A 21,275-nucleotide genomic window follows, 5' to 3' on the forward strand; every position below is an offset into this window, starting at 1 on the left:
AGGGCCTGGTGGCTCGGGTCGGGGGCGGCCGGTACGGCGACGTGCAGCGGGGGGACTGACCGGTGGTTAGTGACGACAGCGACAGCAGGGCCTCCCGCAGCCTGGCCGACCGCGCCTGGCTGCGGGCCATGGACGCGTACGCGGCCGGTGCCTACACCCGCGCCGAGGAGGAGTTCCGCGCCGCCGTGCGGATCGACCCCGGCATGGCCGACGCCTGGCTGGGACTGCACGCGCTGCGCTCGGACACCTCCGCCGCGCTGCTGGCCATGCAGCGCAACCGCGACCGCTTCGGCGAGCAGCGCCGCCGGCACCGCCGTCCGCTCAGTTCCTGGTACTGGCTGGGCTGGTGGGTCCAGCCGGTGCTGGAGGACTCCCGCGACCTGGCCCTCGCCCACGCCTCGCACTGGCTGGACGGACGCCACCTGCCGGAGCTGGAGCGGGCGCTGGCGGACTGCCGTCCGCCGGACCAGGACCGCTCGGTGCGGTTCCTGCACGCCTGCCGCTCCTACCTGTTGAAGGACTGGGAGCAGCTGATCCGGGACACCGACGGCCTGCTGGACGACCAGCTGCTGGGGATCGAGGCGGGACTGTTCAGCGGGATGGCCCGGGTCCGGCTGGACATGTGCGGCCAGGCCGAGCTGCCGCTGGCGACCTCGCTGGCCCGCTGCCGCTCCGAGCAGCCGCAGCGCAAGGAGCTGCGCTACTGGCTGGCCCGGGCGTACGAGGGCGGCGGGCGCAGCGCCGCCGCCGTGTCGCTGTACCGGGCGGTGCACCGGGTCGACCCGGGCTTCATGGACACCGCCGCCCGGCTGGCGGCGATCGCGGCCGAGGACGGGCTCGATCCGGCGCTGCTGGAGTCCCCCGCCCCGCCAGGCTTCCAGCGCCCGCGCCACGCGGGCGACCCGGTCGCGGCCGGGCCGCGCCCGGAGCCGGGCGGACCGGGTCCGGGCGCCAACTCCGTACCGGGCACCGCCGAGGGGCCGTACGAGGGCGACTACTTCGACGCGCTGACGGACCCGACCACCGACACCGGCGGCGCACTGCTGCCGGGACGGATCGAGCAGGGCCCGCTGCTGCCCGGCCAGGTGGACCCGGGACAGTTCCCCGGGTACCCGGAGCCGGAGGGCACGCCGGGCCTCGACAGCGGGCCCGAGGGCGACGCCGACGGGGAGGCCGGCGGCGGCCCGGTCGGCAGCGCCCGGCACCGCGCACTGTCCTCGGCGCTGCCGCTGCCGCCGGGCACCAGCGCCCAGCCGGACCGGCCCCGGCTGGAGGCCGCGCTGGCGGAGCTGGAGCGGATGGTCGGCATGGAGCCGGTGAAGCGTCAGGTCCTGGCGCTGTCGGCGCAGTTGCGGATGGCCCAGCTGCGCTCGGACCAGGGCCTGCCGGTGCAGCCGCCGAAGCGCCACTTCGTCTTCTCCGGCCCCTCCGGGACCGGCAAGACCACCGTCGCCCGGATACTCGGCCGGGTCTTCTACGCCCTGGGGCTGCTCTCCGGCGACCACCTGGTCGAGGCCCAGCGGGCGGACCTGGTCGGCGAGTTCCTCGGCCAGACGGCGGTGAAGGCGAACGAGCTGATCGACTCGGCGCTGGACGGCGTGCTCTTCATCGACGAGGCCTACAGCCTGGCCAACTCCGGCTACAGCAAGGGCGACGCCTACGGCGACGAGGCGCTGCAGGTGCTGCTGAAGCGGGCCGAGGACAACCGCGACCGACTGGTGGTGATCCTGGCCGGCTACCCGGAGGGGATGAACCGGCTGCTGGCCGCCAACCCGGGGCTGAACTCCCGCTTCACCAGCCGGGTCGACTTCCCCAGCTACCGCCCGGCCGAACTGACCGCCATCGGCCAGGCCCTGGCCGGCGCGGACGGCGACGCCTGGGACGAGGAGGCCACCGAGGAGCTGCGCAGCATCAGCGCCCACGTGGTCCGCGAGGGCTGGATCGACGACCTCGGCAACGGGCGCTTCATGCGCACCCTCTACGAGAAGTCCTGCGCCTACCGCGACCTCCGCCTCTCCGTCCTCAGCGAACCCCCCACCCGCCAGGACCTGGCCACCCTCCGCCTGCCCGACGTGCTCCAGGCCTACGGCGAACTCATCGACGGCCGCAGCTGAGCCGCTCCGCCCCTGGGACGCTCCTCGGCCCCGCCCCTCTGCCGTGGGGCGGCGCCGAGGGACGGGGCCGGTGAAGCGGGGCCGGTGAACAACCTGCGGGCGCGGCGCCTCAGGCGGCCTTGAGGGCCTCGCGGAGCGGGACCCGGGAGCCGCTGCGGAGCACGGAGTTGCGGTAGATCCGGGCCGCGAAGCGGAGCAGCAGGCCGGCGAAGCCGACGGCCAGCAGCGCCGACAGCAGGACCTGCCACATCGGGGCGACGCCCATCGCGATCCGCATCGGCATCAGCACCGGTGCGGTCGGCGGGATCATCGACAGCCAGGTCACCAGCGGGCTGCCGGGGTCGGTCGGCACCACCGAGATGCCGATGACCCAGGCGGCGATCAGCGGCATGACCGCCGGGAAGGTCAGCCCCTGGACGTCCTCCTGCCGGGAGACGGTGGCGCCGAGCGCGGCGAACACCGTGGCGTAGATGGCGAAGCCGAGGGCGTACCAGAGCAGCGCCCAGGCGACGCTGCCGACCGAGCTGGACAGGGAGATGTTCAGGGTCTTGGTCGCTATCCCGACGCCGACCCCGAGGACGGCCGGCACCAGCATCTGCAGCAGGCCGAGCAGGCCGGTGCCGATGACCTTGCCGGCCAGCAGCTGCCAGGGGCGGAGCGTGGCGAGCAGCAGCTCGACCACCCGGCTGGACTTCTCCTCGACCACGCCCTGCGCGACCATCTGCCCGACCAGCATCAGCGACATGTACATCAGCAGGCCGGCCGCGATGGCGATGGTGATGTGCTGGCCCTGCTTGGGGTCGGTCTGCTTCAGCGTGGTGACCTGCACCTGGGCCGAGGCGACGGCCGCACCGACCTTGGCCGGGCTGCCGCCCAGCGCGGTGATCTGGTCGCTGAGCGCCTGCTGCTGCTCCACGGTCTGGAACAGCTGGCGGACCGAGGTGTCCAGGCTGGTCTTGACGGTGGTCGCGATGCCGGTGCCGCCGGCGCCGGTCTCCGCGAGGGCGCTGACCGAGCCGTTGCTGACCTCGGCGACGCCGGCCGCGTGGTCGGCCACCGGGACGAGGGTGATCTTCCCGCCCAGCTCGGTGGCGGTGCTCTGCAGCGAGGCGGACAGGCTGGTGTCCGACCGGAGCACGGCGATCTTCGTCGGCCCCGAGCTGAGGTTGACGAAGTGCAGGATCAGCGGGAGCGCCACCGCCGCGAGGGCGGTGACGGCCAGGGTGATCAGGAAGGCCTTGGTCCGGATCCGGACGGTGATCTCGCGTCCGGCGACCAGGGCCACCGCGTCGCGGGAGCCCACCGGGAGCCGTTCTGCCGGGGCGGTCATGCCGTCGCTCCTTCGTTCTCGGCAGCGCTCGCGCCGGTCGGATCGGTACTCACCACGTGCCGGAACAGTTCCGTCAGCGAGGGCAGTCGGCGGGCGAACTCGCGGACCGGGCCGGTGGCCAGCGCGGCGCGGAGCACCGCCTGGTCGTCGGCGTCCGCGCCGAGGGCCAGCACGGTGCGGGTGCCCTCGCGGCCGGTGAAGCTGACGCCGGCCAGTCCGTCGGCCCAGCCGTCGGGCGCCTCGGGGGCGTCCACGACCAGCTCCTCGGTGCCGCTGCCGCGCAGCTCGGGGACGGTGCCGGAGGCCACCATGGCGCCGGCCCGGACGATGCCGACCCGGTCGCAGAGCCGCTCGACCAGCTCCAGCTGGTGGCTGGAGAAGATCACCGGGACGCCGTCGTCGCACTTCTCCCGGAGCACCGCGCTCATCACGTCCACCGCCACCGGGTCGAGCCCGGAGAAGGGCTCGTCCAGCACCAGGATGCTCGGGTTGTGCACCAGTGCCGCCGCGAGCTGCACCCGCTGCTGGTTGCCCAGGCTGAGGGTCTGCACCTCGTCGCCGATCCGGCCCGCCACGCCCAGCCGCTCGGTCCACTCGCGGGTGGTCCGGACCGCCTCCGCGCGGCTCAGTCCGTGCAGCCGGGCCAGGTACTCCAGCTGCTCGCCGACCCGCATCCTCGGATAGAGGCCGCGCTCCTCCGGCATGTAGCCGATGTGGCTGCGGGTCTCCAGGGTCACCGGGCGGCCGTCCCAGCGGACCTCGCCCGCGTCGGCGGCCAGGACGCCGAGCATGATCCGCATGGTGGTGGTCTTGCCCGCGCCGTTGCTGCCGACGAAGCCGAAGATCTCACCGGCCTTCACCTCGAAGGCCATGTCCCGCAGCGCGACGGTGTCGCCGTAGCGCTTGGAGACGCCGTCGACCTCTAGTTTTCGATCACTCATCTGTTTCGTGCTCTCCCCCGGGAGGAGGCGGTCTCCTCCACCGTGCCGATCCTCCCCCACACCCCGAACGGCTGTCCGGGACTTGAGGCTGTATTGAGCTACTGCTGGTGGTCGGGGTCGTGCACCTCCCCCACCAGTTCCTCCAGCACATCCTCCATGGTGACCAGCCCCAGCGTCACCCCTTGGCCGTCCACCACCGACGCCAGGTGCGAGGCCGCCCGGCGCATCGCGCCGAGCGCGTCGTCCAGCGGCAGCTCCTCCGGCAGGGCGATGATCGGCCGCCACAGCGCCCTCGGCACCGGGGCCTGCTGGTCCTCCAGCTCCAGCACGTCCTTGACGTGGAGGTAGCCGAGGAAGGCGCCGCCCGCGCCGCGCACCGGGAACCGGGAGAAGCCGGTGCGCACCACCAGTTCCTCGATCTGCCGGGGCGTCGCCCCCGGCTCGGCGGTGACCAGCTCGCCCGGCGGCAGCAGCACCTCCCGCACCGGGCGCAGCCCCAGCTCCAGCGCGTCCTCCAGCCGTTCCTGGACCAGGCTGCCGAGCAGGCCCGCGTCCCTGGAGTCGTGCAGCAGGTTGGCCAACTGCTGGCTGGTGTAGGCCGACTCGACCTCGTCCACCGCGCGGACGCCGAACAGCCGCAGCAGCAGGTTGGCGAAGGCGTTGAGCAGGTGGATCACCGGCCGCAGCGGTCGGGCCAGCCGGGCCAGCGCCGGGCCGAGCAGCAGCGCGGAGCGCTCCGGGCCGGCCAGCGCGATGTTCTTCGGCACCATCTCGCCGACCACCATGTGCAGGCTGACCACGATCGCCAGCGAGATCAGGTAGCCCAGCAGATGGGTGAGGTCGTCGGGGACGCCGAAGGCGTGGAAGGGGCCCTCCAGCAGGTGGGCGATGGCCGGTTCGGCCAGCGCGCCGAGCAGCAGCGAGCAGACGGTGATGCCGAGCTGCGCCGCCGCCATCATCGCGGAGACGTGCTCCAGCGCGTAGAGCACGCTGCGGGCCCGCCGGTCGCCGGCCTCGGCCTGCGGTTCGACCTGGCTGCGGCGGACCGACACCAGGGCGAACTCGGCGCCGACGAAGAAGGCGTTGCCGAGCAGCAGCAGGACGGAGAAGCCGATCTGGAGGAAGCTCATGCCTCGGCTCCCTCGGTGCTGTCCGCGCCCCGGTCCGCCCACTCAGCCGTGTGCACCAGCAGCACGCTCTCGGTGCGGTGCCGTTCGACCGCGAGCACCCGCAGCCGCCAGCCGGGCAGCTCGCAGCTGTCGCCCGGCTCGGGGAGCCGGCCGAGCAGGTCGGCGACCAGTCCGGCGACGGTCTCGTAGGGTCCGTCCGGCGGGTGCAGGCCGACGGCGGCGAGCTGGTCGATCCGGCAGCGGCCGTCGGCCTCCCAGGCGGGGTGGCCGTCGACCGGCGCGGCCGGGCCGAGGTCCGGGTGCTCGTCGGTGTCGTGCTCGTCCTGGACCTCGCCGACCATCTCCTCGACGATGTCCTCCAGGGTCGCCACCCCGGCGGTGCCGCCGTACTCGTCCACCACCACCGCCATCGGCTGGGTCCGGCGCAGCAGTTCCAGCAGCCGTTCCACCGGCAGCGTCTCCGGGACCAGCAGCGGCGGCGAGGCGAGGCTGTCCACCAGTACCGCGTGCCGCTGCCCGACCGGGACGGCGAGCGCGTCCTTGAGCGTGACCACGCCGATGACCTCGTCGATGCTGTCGTGGAAGACCGGGAACCGGGAGAACCCGGTGGCCCGGGTGAGGTTGACCACGTCGGCGGCGGTCGCCGAGTCGTGCAGGGCGGAGACGTCGACCCGGGGCGTCATCACGCTCTCCGCCGTCAGTTCGCCCAGGCCCAGGGCGCGGACGAAGAGGTCGGCGGTGTCCGCCTCCAGCGCGCCCTCGTGCGCGGAGTGCCGGGCCAGGGCGATCAGCTCCTCGGCGCTGCGGGCGGAGGCCAACTCCTCGGCGGGCTCCAGTCCGAGCGCCCGGACGATCCGGTTGGCGGCGCCGTTGAGCAGCACGATCAGCGGTCGGCAGACGGTGGAGAAGAGCCGCTGCGGCCCGGCCACCACCCGGGCGACCTGGAGCGGCTTGGAGATCGCCCAGTTCTTCGGCACCAGTTCGCCGACCACCATCTGCAGCACCGTGGCGACCAGCATCCCGACCACCACCGCCAGCGGGTGCACCAGTCCGGAGGGGACGCCCAGGTCGCCGAGGGGAGGGCCGAGCAGCTGGGCCATGGCGGGCTTGGCCAGCATGCCGACCAGCAGTGAGGTGACGGTGATCCCGAGCTGGGCGCCGGAGAGCTCGAAGGAGAGGGTGCGCAGCGAGGCCAGCACGCCCGCGGCGCGCCGGTCGCCGGCGGCTGCGGCCCGCTCGACCTCGCCGCGCTCGACGGTGACGAGGGCGAACTCGGCGGCGACGAACAGCCCGTTGCCGAGGATCAGCAGTACGGCCAGTCCGAGCAGCAACCAGGCGGTGGTCACGACAGTCCCATCAGCAGCGATTCATCATTTTATTACTCATAACCTACGTGATGAGTCATCAAAGATCGCGCCGCCGTGTCGTTGTCCGGTGCGCGGCGCCCCTTGAACGGGGCACATCACATCGTTACGCACCACTCGTTGACCGCGCCCTCACGCCGCCGTTACCGTCACCGATATCTAGTTAATTAACCTAACTAACGCGCTCGGTTGCTCCGCCCCCGGGCTTCGGGGCGCCGAAGGAGGCTCCGTGAGACACAGAACGGCGCACATCCGTCTAGCGATACCCCTGGCGGCCGCGGTCGCGCTGCTCGGCGCGACCGGTGCCACCGGCCGGGCCGCCACCCCTGCGAACACCCCGGCCCAGGCCCGTGCCCAGGCTCCCGCGAAGGCCGCCCCGGCCCGGGCCGCGGCGAAGGCCGCTGCGGTGCCGCAGACCACCTCGTCCGCGATCACCCTGGGCAGCGGCGGCTGGCAGGTGCTCAGCAGCGCCACCGCCACCCAGGGCGGCGCGGCCATCTCCGCGCCCGGCTTCTCCACCACCGGCTGGCTGCCCGTCACCAACGACGACGGCGGCGCGCCCGGAACCGAGATCGAGGCGCTGCTGCAGAACGGTGCCTGCCCCGACGTCTACTACTCCACCAACATGAAGACCTGCTTCGGGTCGATGACGAAGATCGGGGCCGACACCGTCGCCAAGTTCGACGTGCCCTGGTGGTACCGCACCGACTTCACCGAGAGCCTGACCAGTGGTCAGACCGCGAGCCTGGTGGTGAACGGGGTCGTCGGCCAGGCCGACGTCTGGGTGAACGGCACCGAGGTGGCCACCCAGTCCACCGTCGAGGGCGACTACACCCGCTACACCTTCAGCGTCACCAGCCTGCTGAAGTCCGGCGCCAACAGCGTGGCGCTGGAGGTCTATCCGAACAACCCGAACACCATGCTGACCCTGGACGACGTGGACTGGAGCCAGATCCCGCCGGACAACAACACCGGCATCCAGTTCCCGGTGCAGCTCCAGGTCTCCGACGGCCTGAGCAACGCCGACTCGCACGTGGTCGAGGCCAACGCCGCCAACCTCAGCTCCTCGGCGCTGACGGTCAGGACCAACGTCACCAACAACAGCTCCACCGCCGAGACCGGCACGGTGTCGGCGACGATCACCGCCCCGGCCGGCGGCGCCGCGCCGATCACCGTCTCGCAGTCGGTGACGGTGCCGGCCGACACCACCCAGACGGTCTCGTTCACCCCCTCCGCGTACCCGGCGCTGACCGTCAGCGACCCGCAGGTGTGGTGGCCCTACCAGATGGGCTCCTCGCCGCTCTACACCCTGGCCACCTCGGTGACCCAGGGCGGCGTGGTCTCCAGCTCGACCTCCGGCACCTTCGGCATCCGGACGGTGACCTCCTCGCTGGTCGGCTCGGGCCCGGTCGACTCGCTGGGCGTGCGCCAGTACGCCATCAACGGCGTGCCGTTCGTGGTGCGCGGCGGCGGCTTCACCGAGGACCTGTTCCTCCACTACTCCTCCGCGAGCATCGCCCAGCAGATCACCCTGTTGAAGAACATGGGCCTGAACATGATCCGGCTGGAGGGCCACGAGTTCCCGGACGACTTCTACGAACAGATGGACGCCGCCGGGATCATGATCGACTCCGGCTTCCAGTGCTGCGACGCCTGGGGCAACAACCTCAGTGGCAACCTGCTGACGGTGGCCACCCTGTCCTCGCTGACCATGGCCGAGAACCAGGTCGACCACCCCAGCGTGGTCACCTTCAGCTGGAGCGACAACGCCCCGGGCACCGCCAACGAGGCCGACACCCTGGCCGCGTTCAAGACCGCCGACTTCGACGTCCCGGTGGTCTCCTCCGCCGAGGAGAACAGCAGTCCGATCCTCGGCGACTCCGGTGAGAAGGAGGGGCCGTACGACTGGGTCCCGCCGAACTACTGGTACGACACCACCCACAACCAGCCCGACGACAACCAGACCAACGCGGGCGGTTCCTGGGGCTTCGACAGCGAGGAGAGCGCCGGGGACACCATCCCGACGATGGACTCGATCAACCGCTTCCTCTCCCCCGCCGAGCAGACCGATCTCTGGTCCTCCAGCACCTACAACCAGTACCACCTGAACTACGAGAACGGGCACGGCCAGTACCAGTTCGGCACGCTCTACAACTTCGACCAGGCACTGGACGCCCGCTACGGCACCCCGACCAGCCTGCCGGGCTACGTCGAGGAGGGGCAGGTAGCCAACTACGAGAACACCCGGTCGCAGTTCGAGGCGTTCATCGACCACTCGACCAACTCCTCGACCCCGTCCACCGGCACCATGTACTGGCAGGTCAACAAGGGCTGGCCGACCCTGCTCTGGGACCTCTACAACGAGGACGGCGACCAGGCCGGCAGCTACTTCGGCGCCAAGAAGGCCAACGACACCGTCCACGCCATCTACACCCAGGACAACGGCACGGTGACGCTGGACAACCTCGGCGGCACCACCCAGAGCGGGCTGTCGGTCGAGTCCAAGGTCTACAGCGCGGCCGGAACCGTGCTGGACGACCGGACCGCGAGCGGCCTCAGCCTGCCCGCGCAGAAGGTGACCAACTCGGTGCTGACCCCGAAGGTCCCGGCCGTGACCACCACCAAGTCCGCCGCACAGAGCTACTTCGTCGAGCTGACGATCCGTCAGAACGGCAGTGTGGTCGACCGCAACGTCTACTGGCAGTCCACCTACCCGGACGTCGTCAACTGGTCCTCGACCAACGGCAACGACAACGCCACGATGACCCAGTACGCCAACCTGACCGGTCTCAACTCCCTTCCGGCAGGCAGCGTCACGGCCACTGCGGCGTCCAGCGCCCAGGCGGGGCCCAACGGTTCGGACAGCGTCACCAAGGTCACCCTGACCGACACCTCGTCCACCGCCGTGGCCTTCTTCCTCCGCACCGACCTGCGCCGCGGCTCGGCCGCGGGCGTCCCGCAGACCGGTGACAACGAGGTGCCCTCGGCGCTGTGGAGCGACGACGACATCACCCTCTTCCCGGGCGAGTCGCAGACGGTCAGCGTCACCTACAAGTCCTCCGACCTGAACGGCGCCACCCCGGTCGTCAGCCTCTCCGGCTACAACGTGGCGGCGCAGGACGTCGCCGCCCCGCTCGGCGGCTCCACCAACACCCCGCCGAGCGTTCCGACCGGGCTGAGGACCACCTCGGTCACCGCCGGCGCGGTCGGCCTGGCCTGGACCGCCGCCACGGCCGGCAGCAATGCCGTGGCCGGCTACGACATCTACCGCAACGGCACCCTCACCGGGACCAGCGCGACCACCTCCTACACGGACAGCTCGGTGACGGCCGCGACCGCCTACAGCTACACCGTGGCCGCCTACGACTCGGCCGGCAACACCTCCGCACCGAGCACGGCGCTGGCGGTCACCACCCCCAGCGGCGGCACGACCAGCCCGCCCTCCGTCCCGACCGGACTCGCGAGCGGCACGGTCACCTCCGGCAGCGTCCCGCTGACCTGGACTGCGAGCACCGACAGCGGCGGCACCCTGGCCGGCTACGACATCTACCGCAACGGCACGCTGCTCGGCACCAGCACCACCGACTCCTACACCGACTCCAGCGTGGCGGCGTCGACGACCTACAGCTACACCGTCGCCGCCTACGACACGACCGGGAACACCTCCGTCCAGAGCGCATCGCTGTCGGTCACCACCCCGGCGGCGGCCTCCGGCGGCAACACCTACCTGGCCGCCTCGGCGGCCCTGGCCAACGGCGCCGCCGTGACCAGCTGCACCGCCTGCACCGGCGGCGAGAAGGTCAGCAGCATCGGCGGCGGCAGCGACGGCACCGCGACCTTCACCGGCGTCTCCGAACCCTCCGCCGGCAGCTACACCATGACGGTGTACTACCTGGCGGTCGGCGAGGCCAAGCCGGCCACCGTCACCGTCGACGGCGTCGCCCAGACGGTGAGCTTCCCGGAGACCTCCTCCAGCAGCTACTCCGTCATCGGCAGCTACACCGTCACCGTCAAGCTCAACGCCGGCAGCTCCAACACCGTCGAGTTCTCGGCCGACGGCACCAAGGGCGCACCCGACCTGAGCAAGATCACAGTCTGACCCGGCACAGCGCACAGGGCGCCCGGTCCGCCACGGACCGGGCGCCCTCCCCTGTACCGACCGTCAGCGCTGTACCGACCGTCAGCGCTGTGCCGACCGTCAGCGCTGTGCCGTCCCGTAGGCGTCGACGCAGGCGCGCAGTTCGCGGGCGGCCCGGATCGCCTGCCGCCGCCCCGAGCCCGGCTGGATCGCGACGACCGCGAGGGTCGTCCCGTCCGCCAGGTCCAGCAGCACCCAGGGATCCCCCTGGCGCAGGTTGACGCCGAGGATCTCCGCCCACTCCAGCCGCCGCTTGCGGACGAAGTTGACGACGGTGACCCCGTCCCGGTCGGCCCGCGCCACCGGCCGCGCCAGCAGCGCCAGCACCAGCGCGAACAGCAGCCCGACGACCGCGATGCCGACCCGGTCGTGCTCCTGCCAGTCGTCCGGGCCGAGCGCCGCCATCCCGCAGAAGAACACCAGGCTGACCAGCGCCAGGCCGAGCAGCACCGAGCAGGTCAGCAGCGGCCTCCAGGCAGTGGGGAGCGTCGGCGGGTCGACGCGGGTCCGGATCGGGTGAGCACTCATACGGGGCCCCGTTGACTACAGGCGGCAGGCGTGGATGTTGGTCACCAGGATGGCGCGCGCACCGATGGCCCACAGGTCGTCCATGATCCGCTGGGCCTCCTTGCGGAGCACCATCGAACGCACGGCGACCCAGCCCTCGCTGTGCAGCGGCGAGACCGTGGGCGACTCCAGTCCGGGCGTGAGCGAGACCGCTTCCGCGACCCGCTCGGCCCGGATGTCGTAGTCCATCATCACGTACCGACGGGCCACCAGGACACCCTGCAGACGCCGCAGAAACTGGTCGACCCGGACATCCGACTCGGCGCCGGTCGGCCGGACCACGACCGCGTCGGAGACCAGGATCGGCTCACCGAAGACCTCCATCCCGGCGTTGCGCAGGCTGGTGCCGGTCTCCACCACGTCCGCGATCACGTCGGCGACCCCGAGCTGCACGGCGGTCTCGACCGCGCCGTCCAGCTTGGTCAGCGCCTCCGGGGTGACCTGGTGCTCGGCCAGGTACTTGGCCACCAGGCCGGTGTAGGAGGTGGCGATCCGCTTGCCCTGCAGGTCCTTGACGCTGTCGGCGGTCCCGGCCGGAGCCGCGAAGCGGAAGGTGGAGCCGGCGAAGCCGAGCGCCAGCACCTCCTCCGCCTCGGCGCCGGAGTCCAGCAGCAGGTCGCGGCCGGTGATGCCGACGTCCAGCCGACCGGAGCCGACGTAGATGGCGATGTCGCGCGGGCGGAGGAAGAAGAACTCGACCTGGTTCTCCGGGTCGACCAGCACCAGCTCCTTGGAGTCCTTCCGCTGCCGGTAGCCCGCCTCATGGAGCATCGCGGACGCCGGCTCCGACAGAGAACCCTTGTTGGGAACGGCGATGCGCAGCATGGTCTGGTGCCTTTCGTGGGTGGGGCAGAGCTGGAGGAAGAAGTGTCCGAACATGCGAAGAGCGGGGCACCGATCGTGCTCGGTGCCCCGCTCCCGGAAAACTCAAGGGCGGGGTCTACAGATGGGCGTAGACGTCCTGCAGGGTGATGCCGCGAGCGACCATCATCACCTGCACGTGGTACAGCAGCTGGGAGATCTCCTCAGCGGTCTGCTGGTCCGACTCGTACTCGGCGGCCATCCACACCTCGGCGGCCTCTTCGACCACCTTCTTGCCGATGGCGTGCACGCCGAGGCCGACCAGCTCTGCGGTGCGGGAACCGGCAGCGCCGGTCGCGGCCTTCTGCTGGAGCTCGACGAAGAGCTCCTCAAATGTCTTCTGCGCCATGATGTGCCCCACCCTACGCCGTCCCTTTCGCACGCTGCGCAGCCGTCCCAGAGAACGGACGGCGAATGCTCACGGAACGGCTGCCCCGGCTAGCGGCGGTGGACGGCCAGGTCGCGCAGCAGCACGGCGGTGGCGAGCGCGGCGGTCACCGACTCGTGGCCCTTGTCCTCGTTGGAGCCCTCAAGGCCGGCCCGGTCCAGCGCCTGCTGCTCGTTGTCGCAGGTCAGCAGGCCGAAGCCGACCGGGATGCCGGTGTTGACGGAGACCTGGGTGAGCCCCATCGTCGCCGCCTCGCACACGTAGTCGAAGTGTGGCGTGCCGCCACGGATGATGACGCCGAGGGCGACGATCGCGTGGTAGCCGTGGTCGGCCAGCCCCTTCGCCGCCACCGGCAGCTCGAAGCTGCCGGGCACCCGCACCACGGTCGGGTCGGTGACGCCGTACTCCTTCAGCGCCCGCAACGCACCGTCGAGCAGGCCGTCCATGACCTTCTCGTGCCACTGCGCCGCCACGACCGCGACCCGCAGGCCCTCGCAGTCGGTCACGCTCAGCCTGGGTGCTCCCTCGCCGCTCACGGGCGTCTCCTTCTCGTACTCACGATGTTCGACAGGTCGTCAGAAAAAGCTGATCGCCGAATGGCTGTTCAGAAAGGGTGGGGCTAGGCGAGCCAGGGCAGGTCGTGCCCCATCCGGTCGCGCTTGGTGCGCAGGTAGCGCAGGTTGTGCTCACCCGCCGGGGTCTGCACCGGGACCCGGCCGGTGACCGCCAGACCCTGCTGCTCCAGCGCTATGTGCTTCTCCGGGTTGTTGGTCAGCAGTCGCAGCGAGCGCACGCCCAGGTCGTCCAGGATCCGTGCGGCATCGCCGTAGTCGCGGGCGTCGGCCGGCAGGCCGAGGTCCAGATTGGCGTCCACGGTGTCACGCCCGGCCTCCTGCAGCTGGTAGGCGCGCAGCTTGTGCACCAGGCCGATGCCGCGCCCCTCGTGGCCGCGCAGGTAGAGCACGACGCCGCGGCCCTCCGCGCTGACGCTGCGCAGCGACGCCTCCAGCTGCGGTCCGCAGTCGCAGCGCAGCGAGCCGAGGACGTCGCCGGTCAGGCACTCGGAGTGGACCCGGACCAGCACGTCCTCGCCCTCGGGCAGCCGCCCGTCGGCGCCCAGTCCGCCGGCCACCAGGGCGATGTGCTCGACCCCGTCGGCCGCGCTGCGGTAGCCGACGGCGGTGAAGTCGCCGTGGGCGGTGGGCAGCGCGGTGACGGCGGCGCGGACCACCGCGGCCGGGGCGGGGGTCCCGGCGGACTGCGGCGCCTCGGCGGACATCGGCACCTCGGCGGACTTCGGCACCTCGGCGGACATCGGCACCTCGGCGGACTTCGGCACCTCGGCGGGCTGCGCGGTCTCGGTCCGCCGCCGGTAGGCGATCAGGTCCTCGATGGAGACGATGGCCAGGCCGTGGCGGCGGGCGAAGGGCACCAGGTCGGGCAGCCGGGCCATGGTCCCGTCCGGCTTGGCGATCTCGCAGATGGCCGCGACCGGGCTCAGCCCGGCCAGCCGGCACAGGTCGGGGCCGGCCTCGGTGTGCCCGTTGCGGGTGAACACCCCGCCCTCCTTGGCCCGCAGCGGGAAGATGTGCCCAGGGCGGGCGAAGTCGCCGGGCACGCTCGCCGGGTCGGCCAGCAGCCGCATGGTGCGGGCCCGGTCGGCGGCGGAGATGCCGGTGGTGATGCCCTCCTTGGCGTCCACCGAGACGGTGAAGGCGGTGCCGTGGCTCTCGGTGTTGTGCTCGACCATCTGCGCGAGCTCCAGCCGGTCCAGGTCGGCGCCGGTCATCGGCACGCAGACCAGGCCCCGGCACTCGTTCATGGCGAAGGCGACCAGCTCCGGGGTGGCCAGCTCGGCCGCGAAGACGATGTCGCCCTCGTTCTCCCGGTTCTCGTCGTCGACGACCACGATCGCCCGCCCGGCGGCGAGTTCGCGGATCGCCAGCTCGATGCTGTCGAGGGTCAGGTCCTCGGCGCCGAGGCCCGCTTCGTCCAGGTCGGTGAGGTCCCCCGCCAGACCGGCGGTCAGCTCCTCGCTGGTTTCGATGACGACGCTCATGTCGTGATTCCTTCCGGGGTGGACGCGCGGCTCTTCCCGGACGGGGAGGACTGCGGCGGTGCGGGCGGCTGCGGGGCGCGGGTGCGCAGCCACCAGGCCCGCATCCCCGCGATCACCAGCAGGAAGTAGAAGACGTAGACCAGGCCGGAGAAGGCGAGCCCGCTGTTGAAGGCGAGCGGCACGCCGACCAGGTCGACGGCCAGCCAGGCGAACCAGAACTCGACCCAGCCCCGGCCCTGGGCGACCATCGCGGCCAGCGTCCCGACGAAGATGTAGGCGTCCGGCCAGGGCGCCCAGGAGAGGTTGTAGTGCTGGAAGAGCAGCGCCACCGCGACCGTGCCGACCCCGGTGCCCACGACCAGGAGGCCGCGCTCGCGCCAGGTCGCGAAACGGATGGCCAGCTCGCCGCCGGTGCGGTTGCTGCCGCGCCGCCACTGCCACCAGCCCCAGACCGAGACCGCGATGACGACCAGCTGCTTGCCGACCCCGCCACTGAGGTGCGCCGAACTGTAGGCGGCGACCAGGACCACCCCGGAGAGCAGCTGCACCGGCCAGGTGACCACGGAGCGGCGCCAGCCCAGGGCGAGGGCGGCCAGCCCGAGCAGGTTGCCGATCATGTCGGACCAGATGACGTGCTCGCCGAGGACGGTGAACGCCCGCCCGTTCAGGTCGTGGAGGAGGCTGCTCATGGCGTCTCGGCTCCCGTCCCCGCGCCCGTCCCCGCGCCCGTCCCGGCACCCGTCTCGGCTCCCGTCTCGGCGCCCTCGGCGCCGAGGATGCCGACGGCCCCCGCGCGGTCGCCGAGCAGCCGCTCGACGTACTTGGCCAGGACGTCGACCTCCAGGTTGACCTGGTCGCCGATCTCCTTGCCGCCCAGCGTGGTGTGGGTGAGCGTGGCCGGGATCAGGCTGACGGAGAAGGAGTCGGCGGGGGCGTCGACCACGGTGAGGCTGACGCCGTCCACGGTGATCGAGCCCTTCTCGACCAGGTAGCGCGAGAGCGAGGCCGGGAGGCTGAAGCGCAGCACCTCCCACTGCGGGATGCCGTCGGCGCCGGGCTCGCCGGGGCTGCGGGACAGCAGCACGGCGGTGCCGTCGACATGGCCCTGGACCAGGTGTCCGCCGAGCCGGGCGCCGAGCGCCATCGCGCGTTCGAGGTTGACCCGCGAACCGGGGCGCAGCGCGCCGAGACTGGAGCGGTGCAGCGTCTCGGCCATCACGTCGGCACTGAACTCGCCAGGCGCGTCGGCCAGTTGGGCGTCGGTGTCGAGAACGGTGAGGCAGACGCCGTTGACGGCGATGGACTGTCCCTCACGGGCGTCCTGGGTGGTCAGCGGGCCGCGCAGGCGGATCCGCGAGGAGTCCCCCAGGTCCTGGATCGAAAGGACCTCGCCCAGCTCTTCGATGATTCCGGTGAACATGCAGCTCTCCTCCGCGGGCCCGGTGTGCGGAACTCCGGGGCTCTGGGAAGAGAGGAGCGGACGGCGGGGTACGCCACGGGAGACGCCGCAGCGACGGCGGAAACGCAGCCCGGCCCACCACCGGACACGCCGGGGAGGCGGGAGCGCACGCCGGAACGGCACAACCCTGTCCGCCGCGCACTGCCTCCCATCCGGACTTTCACCGTCGGTCCAGGAATCTCACCTGGTCAACCGGCCGCTGGAAGCGGTCGGGTCGCGGACTATAACCGCCGGTTCGGAATTACACCGACCCCGGAGTGCGCAAACGTCTACTACGTCAGCCAGTCTGCCATGATCCAAGGCCGAAAAGGCAAGTCGTGGGCGCCCTTCCTGCTGTGGGGTGCGTCACGCCGCTCCGGCGTTTGGACGTCGCCCCCGCGTCAGCGCTCGCCCGCGCGCACCAGCCCGGTCTCGTAGGCGATGACCACGAGTTGGGCCCGGTCGCGCGCCCCGAGTTTCAGCAGGGCCCGGCTGACGTGCGTCTTCACCGTCAGCGGGCTGACCGCGAGGCCCTCGGCGATGTCGTCGTTGGAGGCGCCGCCGGCGACCAGGACGACGATCTCGCGCTCGCGCTCGGTGAGCACCGAGAGCTTCTCCGGCGTGGGCGCGGGGGTGCGGTCGGGCTGGGACAGGAAGCGGGAGATCAGGCTGCGGGTGGCGATCGGCGAGAGCAGCGACTCGCCCCGGGCGACCACCCGGATGGCGTCCAGCAGGTCGCCGGGCTCGGCGCCCTTGCCGAGGAAGCCGCTGGCGCCGGAGCGCAGCGCCTCGAACACGTAGTCGTCGACCTCGAAGGTGGTCAGCACCAGCACCCGGACCCCGGCCAGGTCCTCGTCGGCGGTGATCTCGCGGGTCGCGGCCAGTCCGTCCAGCTCCGGCATCCGGATGTCCATCAGCACCACGTCCGCGCGGGCCTCGCGGGCCAGCCGGACGGCCTCGCGGCCGTTCGCGGCCTCGCCGACGACCTCCAGGTCGGGGTCGGAGTCCACCAGTACCTTCAGGCCCGCCCTGACCAGGACCTGGTCGTCGGCGAGCAGCACCCTGATCGTCATACGTATCCGTTCGCCGTGCTCCGGACCGCGTTCGCGGTCGCGGTCGTGCTGGTACTGGTGCTGGTGCTGTTGGCACCGCTGCCGCCGTCCCTGCTCCCGGCCGGGCGGGGCACCCGGGCCAGCGGCAGCTCCACCCGGACCCGGAAGCCGCCGTCGGCCCCGGGCCCGGCCCGGAAGGTGCCGCCGACCGAGGCCGCGCGCTCGCGCATCCCGATCAGCCCGTACCCGCTGCCGCCGACCGGCTCGGCCGCGCCGGGCCCGCTGTCCTCGACCTCGATGCCGAGGCCGTCCCGGCGGTAGGTCAGCCGCAGCGAGGCGCTGGAGGTCCCGGCGTGCTTGCGGACATTGGTCAGCGACTCCTGGACGATCCGGTACGCGGTGAGGTCCACGGCGGTGGGGACGTTGGTGGGCTCGCCCTCCTCCACCCGGTCGACGTGCAGCCCGGCCCGGTCGAAGCTCTCCAGCAGCGCGTCCAACTGGTGCAGCCCGGGCGTGGGTTCGGTCGGCGCGTCGGTCTCGTCGCCCTGGCGCAGCACGCTGACCGTGGCGTTGAGCTCGGACAGCGCGGACCGCCCGGCCTCGCGGACGTGCGCGAGCGCGGCCCTGGCTTGGTCGGGCCGGCTGTCCAGGAGGTGCGAGGCCACCCCGGCCTGGATGTTTATCAGCGCGATGTGGTGGCCGACGATGTCGTGCAGCTCACGGGCGATCCGCATCCGCTCCTCGGCCACCCGGCGCCTGGCCTCCTGCTCGCGGGTGTGCTCGGCGCGCAGCGCGCGCTCCTCGATCGCCGCGACGAACGCGCGCCTGCTGCGCACCGCCTCGCCGACGGCGACCGCCAGCGCGATCCAGGCGAAGACGATGGCGTTGACCGACTTGTTCCACGCCTCGGTCGACCGGTCCCAGCTGGTGATCCCGAGCGCCAGCACCGACAGCCAGCCCACGGCCTGTGCCAGCCGCCGCTCCACCGTCGCGCAGACGGTGTAGACGGCGACGGTCGCACCGAGCAGGATCGGGCCGCGCACCGGGCCGATCACCATGTAGCCGATGGTCGCCGCCACCGTGACCGCGAGCACCGCCACCGGGTAGCGGCGGCGCCAGACCAACGGCAGGAAGACCGGCACCCCGGCGACGCCGAGAACCAGCCGGGGATGCAGCCCGGACCACTCCCTGAGCACCGGGTCCAGCGGCAGGTTGAACATCGTCACTGCGTAGAGCACGACGGCCATCAGCCCGTCCGCCCAGTACGGATGGGTGCGGGCCGCCGCGCGGCAGCGATCGAAGAGGTGCATGCCCTCTACCGTAGCCAGCCCCTGCAAACCACTCGTCCTACCGGACGGTGACCCGGTCGTACTGGACCCCGACCACTTTCGTGGACACTGGAAGTAGTTCATCGCAGTGTCAAGTGGGAAGTGCACGATGGTTTCAAAGCGGAAGAAGTACGCTCCGGAATACAAGGCAGAGGCCGTAGAGCTTGTAGTGAGCTCCGGCCGGCCCGTGGCTGAGATCGCCCGGGACCTCGGCCTGAACGAGGGAACCCTCGGGAGCTGGGTAAATGCCGCAAAGAGGAGCGGAAGCATCAAAGACAAGCCGCTTACTATCGATGAGCGCGTCCATATGAAGGAACTCGAAGAGGAAAACCGAAAGCTCCGAATGGAGCGGGATTTTCTAAAAAAAGCAGCGGCGTGGTTTGCGAGCCAGAATCAATAAAGTTCGCCTTTATCCTGCAAGTCAGAGACGAGCAGGCTGGCAAGCCGCGCCGCTTCAGGTATCCCATCAACTTCATGTGCCAGATGCTGCATGTATCTCGAGCCGGCTTCTATGCGTGGATCGACAGGGAGGAGTCCCGGCACGCGCGGCGCGATGTCGAGCTCACGCGACTCATCATCGCCATCGACAAAACGAATAAGGGAAGGTACGGAATCGATCGGATACACGCCCAGCTGGCCCGCCAGGGCGAGCGCGTGTCGCCCAAGCGCGTCCGGCGCCTGGCCAGGCTGGACTGGCCTGCGTCCACCCCAGCCCCTACAGGGCCACTACCCTCCAGGACCCCGCGAACCGACGGGGCCTGGTGGATCTCGTCGAGCGCAACTTCGTCCCGGAAAAGAAAGACCAAATATGGTACGGGGACATCACATATATTCATACCGCAGAGGGCTGGGCCTATATGGCCACGGTGATCGACGGATACTCGCGCAAGCTCATCGGCTGGTCCATCGCTGACAATATGCGTGAAGACATGGTGGTCCAGGCGATCGATATGGCCATCCGCAACCGCCGGCCAGGCCAGGGAGAAGCCGTGATGCACACGGATCGTGGCAGCCAGTACACCGGCAGTTGATTTCGCGACCGCTGCCTTGACAACGGGGTCATCCCTTCGGTAGAGAAGACGGGGATCTGCTTCGACAACGCTGCGGCCGAGTCCTTCAACGCAACCCTCAAGAAGGAACTCATTCACCTGCATGTATGGGCAACAATCAAGCAGGTCAAAACCGCCATATTTGAATATGTCGAGTCCTACTACAATAGAAGCAGGATTCAACGGGAACTTGGCTACCTATCGCCCTATGAATTCGAGAGCAGGTCTACATTTAGAGTGTGTCTCATGTGGTGAGTTTGGCCAGCTTCTTGTAGCAGGTCAGTGCGGCGGCGAGGCCGAGGAAGGCGAGGAAGTGGCTGCTTTCGCGTTGGGTGCGGCTCCTCTGGAGGGAAGGGCTGAGTTGCGAGGGCTGTGCTCGGGGCGGTTCCTCTCTACCGTGAAGGTGTGGAGGAGGGCGTCTGATGGGTTCGCTGTTCGAGGAGTTGGAGGCCCGCGAGGGGGCCGCCCGGGCGCGGGTGGAGGCGTTGGAGGTCGAGCTCGCCGAGGTGTCCGGGAGACTGGGTGCGGCTCGGGCGGGGCTTGAGAGTGGAGGCCGACCGATTTCGAAGACAGTCTTCTATGCTGCTAGTGCTGCGCTAAATGTAGACCTGCTCTCGAATTCATAGGGCGATAGGTAGCCAAGTTCCCGCTGAATCCTGCTTCTATTGTAGTAGGACTCGACATATTCAAATATGGCGGTTTTGACCTGCTTGATTGTTGCCCATACATGCAGGTGAATGAGTTCCTTCTTGAGGGTTGCGTTGAAGGACTCGGCCGCAGCGTTGTCGAAGCAGATCCCCGTCTTTCCTACCGAAGGGATGACCCCGTTGTCAAGGCAGTGGTCGCGAAATCTACTGCCGGTGTACTGGCTGCCACGATCCGTGTGCATCACGGCTTCTCCCTGGCCTGGCCGGCGGTTGCGGATGGCCATATCGAGCGCCTGGACCACCATGTCTTCACGCATATTGTCAGCGATGGACCAGCCGATGAGCTTGCGCGAGTATCCGTCGATCACCGTGGCCATATAGGCCCAGCCCTCTGCGGTATGAATATATGTGATGTCCCCGTACCATATTTGGTCTTTCTTTTCCGGGACGAAGTTGCGCTCGACGAGATCCACCAGGCCCCGTCGGTTCGCGGGGTCCTGGAGGGTGGTGGCCCTGTAGGGGCTGGGGTGGACGCAGGCCAGTCCAGCAGCCCTGGCCAGGCGCCGGACACGCTTGGGCGACACGCGCTCGCCCTGGCGGGCCAGCTGGGCGTGTATCCGATCGATTCCGTACCTTCCCTTATTCGTTTTGTCGATGGCGATGATGAGTCGCGTGAGCTCGACATCGCGCCGCGCGTGCCGGGACTCCTCCCTGCCGATCCACGCATAGAAGCCGGCTCGAGATACATGCAGCATCTGGCACATGAAGTTGATGGGATACCTGAAGCGGCGCGGCTTGCCAGCCTGCTCGTCTCTGACTTGCAGGATAAAGGCGAACTTTATTGATTCTGGCTCGCAAACCACGCCGCT

Annotated in this window: 21 protein-coding genes and 1 riboswitch; of the genes, 6 read left to right on the forward strand and 15 right to left on the reverse strand. The window is 70.4% G+C overall.

Annotated elements, in window-relative coordinates:
* Nucleotides 1–128: 128 nt before the first annotated feature.
* Nucleotides 129–2,114, forward strand: coding sequence for an AAA family ATPase (locus BS75_RS06905; RefSeq protein ID WP_081983224.1), 1,986 nt, complete (start codon nt 129–131; stop codon nt 2,112–2,114).
* A 109-nt stretch (nt 2,115–2,223) separates the two neighbouring features.
* Here the strand turns inward: BS75_RS06905 and BS75_RS06910 are convergent, their stop codons facing one another.
* The 4 genes from BS75_RS06910 to BS75_RS06925 form a co-directional block, all read right to left on the reverse strand.
* Nucleotides 2,224–3,444 (reverse strand): ABC transporter permease, encoded by a 1,221-nt coding sequence (locus BS75_RS06910; protein ID WP_034087569.1) that lies wholly within the window; start codon nt 3,442–3,444, stop codon nt 2,224–2,226.
* On the reverse strand, nt 3,441–4,385 hold the full coding sequence (locus tag BS75_RS06915; protein WP_042440273.1) for an ABC transporter ATP-binding protein: 945 nt from the start codon (nt 4,383–4,385) through the stop codon (nt 3,441–3,443). Before BS75_RS06915 ends, BS75_RS06910 begins: the two co-directional genes overlap by 4 nt.
* A gap of 98 nt (nt 4,386–4,483) precedes the next feature.
* Nucleotides 4,484–5,515: a hemolysin family protein gene (locus tag BS75_RS06920; RefSeq protein WP_034087570.1), complete on the reverse strand. Its 1,032-nt coding sequence runs from the start codon at nt 5,513–5,515 to the stop codon at nt 4,484–4,486.
* On the reverse strand, nt 5,512–6,861 hold the full coding sequence (locus tag BS75_RS06925) for a hemolysin family protein (protein ID WP_034087571.1): 1,350 nt from the start codon (nt 6,859–6,861) through the stop codon (nt 5,512–5,514). Before BS75_RS06925 ends, BS75_RS06920 begins: the two co-directional genes overlap by 4 nt.
* Before the next feature lie 247 nt (nt 6,862–7,108).
* On the opposite strand from BS75_RS06925, the gene BS75_RS06930 reads away from it, so the two are divergent.
* Nucleotides 7,109–10,978 carry a glycosyl hydrolase 2 galactose-binding domain-containing protein gene (locus BS75_RS06930; protein ID WP_063771592.1) on the forward strand — a complete coding sequence of 1,290 codons (3,870 nt, stop codon included), beginning with the start codon at nt 7,109–7,111 and terminating at the stop codon, nt 10,976–10,978.
* Between the two features lie 99 nt (nt 10,979–11,077).
* Here the strand turns inward: BS75_RS06930 and BS75_RS06935 are convergent, their stop codons facing one another.
* The 9 genes from BS75_RS06935 to BS75_RS06975 all read right to left on the reverse strand — a co-directional run bounded on the left by BS75_RS06935 (nt 11,078) and on the right by BS75_RS06975 (nt 18,692).
* On the reverse strand, nt 11,078–11,545 hold the full coding sequence (locus tag BS75_RS06935) for a PH domain-containing protein (protein WP_034087572.1): 468 nt from the start codon (nt 11,543–11,545) through the stop codon (nt 11,078–11,080).
* A 15-nt stretch (nt 11,546–11,560) separates the two neighbouring features.
* The gene (gene hisG, locus BS75_RS06940) at nt 11,561–12,409 is read right to left on the reverse strand and encodes an ATP phosphoribosyltransferase (RefSeq protein WP_034092552.1); all 849 of its coding nucleotides are present in this window, start codon (nt 12,407–12,409) and stop codon (nt 11,561–11,563) included.
* A gap of 115 nt (nt 12,410–12,524) precedes the next feature.
* Nucleotides 12,525–12,794, reverse strand: a complete 270-nt coding sequence (locus tag BS75_RS06945; RefSeq protein ID WP_034092553.1) for a phosphoribosyl-ATP diphosphatase — start codon at nt 12,792–12,794, stop codon at nt 12,525–12,527.
* Nucleotides 12,795–12,883: 89 nt separating this feature from the next.
* Nucleotides 12,884–13,369 carry a 6,7-dimethyl-8-ribityllumazine synthase gene (gene ribH / locus BS75_RS06950; RefSeq protein WP_034087573.1) on the reverse strand — a complete coding sequence of 162 codons (486 nt, stop codon included), beginning with the start codon at nt 13,367–13,369 and terminating at the stop codon, nt 12,884–12,886.
* An 83-nt stretch (nt 13,370–13,452) separates the two neighbouring features.
* Nucleotides 13,453–14,892 carry a 3,4-dihydroxy-2-butanone-4-phosphate synthase gene (gene ribB, locus BS75_RS06955; RefSeq protein ID WP_081982150.1) on the reverse strand — a complete coding sequence of 480 codons (1,440 nt, stop codon included), beginning with the start codon at nt 14,890–14,892 and terminating at the stop codon, nt 13,453–13,455.
* Nucleotides 14,889–15,581, reverse strand: coding sequence for a nicotinamide mononucleotide transporter family protein (locus BS75_RS06960; RefSeq protein WP_042440278.1), 693 nt, complete (start codon nt 15,579–15,581; stop codon nt 14,889–14,891). Before BS75_RS06960 ends, ribB begins: the two co-directional genes overlap by 4 nt.
* Entirely contained in the window at nt 15,578–16,312 is a 735-nt protein-coding gene (locus tag BS75_RS06965) for a riboflavin synthase (protein ID WP_081982151.1), read from the reverse strand. The genes BS75_RS06960 and BS75_RS06965 overlap by 4 nt, the downstream gene beginning before the upstream one ends.
* A 173-nt stretch (nt 16,313–16,485) precedes the next feature.
* Nucleotides 16,486–16,616, reverse strand: a riboswitch (FMN riboswitch).
* Nucleotides 16,617–16,731: 115 nt separating this feature from the next.
* Complete coding sequence (locus tag BS75_RS06970) at nt 16,732–17,403, reverse strand: response regulator (protein ID WP_034087574.1); 672 nt, start codon at nt 17,401–17,403, stop codon at nt 16,732–16,734.
* Nucleotides 17,400–18,692 (reverse strand): sensor histidine kinase, encoded by a 1,293-nt coding sequence (locus BS75_RS06975; protein ID WP_052069253.1) that lies wholly within the window; start codon nt 18,690–18,692, stop codon nt 17,400–17,402. The genes BS75_RS06970 and BS75_RS06975 overlap by 4 nt, the downstream gene beginning before the upstream one ends.
* Nucleotides 18,693–18,819: 127 nt before the next feature.
* Here BS75_RS06975 and BS75_RS46150 point away from each other — a divergent pair, with 127 nt between their 5' ends.
* Entirely contained in the window at nt 18,820–19,110 is a 291-nt protein-coding gene (locus tag BS75_RS46150) for a transposase (RefSeq protein ID WP_081982048.1), read from the forward strand.
* On the opposite strand, the gene BS75_RS50010 is transcribed toward BS75_RS46150, so the two are convergent.
* A complete protein-coding gene (locus BS75_RS50010; protein ID WP_231607700.1) occupies nt 19,104–19,337 on the reverse strand; it encodes a hypothetical protein in 234 nt (77 codons plus the stop codon). The two genes, BS75_RS46150 and BS75_RS50010, sit on opposite strands and share 7 nt — an antisense overlap.
* Here BS75_RS50010 and BS75_RS52145 point away from each other — a divergent pair.
* The 3 genes from BS75_RS52145 to BS75_RS46165 are packed head-to-tail and all read left to right on the forward strand — an operon-like array spanning nt 19,323 to nt 20,014.
* Complete coding sequence (locus BS75_RS52145; RefSeq protein WP_408022586.1) at nt 19,323–19,580, forward strand: hypothetical protein; 258 nt, start codon at nt 19,323–19,325, stop codon at nt 19,578–19,580. The genes BS75_RS50010 and BS75_RS52145 overlap by 15 nt on opposite strands.
* Nucleotides 19,472–19,741, forward strand: coding sequence for a DDE-type integrase/transposase/recombinase (locus BS75_RS46160; protein WP_052069254.1), 270 nt, complete (start codon nt 19,472–19,474; stop codon nt 19,739–19,741). The genes BS75_RS52145 and BS75_RS46160 overlap by 109 nt, the downstream gene beginning before the upstream one ends.
* A gap of 30 nt (nt 19,742–19,771) precedes the next feature.
* Entirely contained in the window at nt 19,772–20,014 is a 243-nt protein-coding gene (locus BS75_RS46165; RefSeq protein ID WP_081983226.1) for an IS3 family transposase, read from the forward strand.
* Nucleotides 20,015–20,336: 322 nt separating this feature from the next.
* Here BS75_RS46165 and BS75_RS06985 read toward each other — a convergent pair whose 3' ends face one another.
* Nucleotides 20,337–21,170, reverse strand: coding sequence for an IS3 family transposase (locus BS75_RS06985; protein ID WP_052070548.1), 834 nt, complete (start codon nt 21,168–21,170; stop codon nt 20,337–20,339).
* Nucleotides 21,171–21,275: the final 105 nt, after the last annotated feature.

It is taken from the genome of Streptacidiphilus albus JL83 (assembly GCF_000744705.1).
Classification (GTDB): Bacteria; Actinomycetota; Actinomycetes; order Streptomycetales; family Streptomycetaceae; genus Streptacidiphilus; species Streptacidiphilus albus.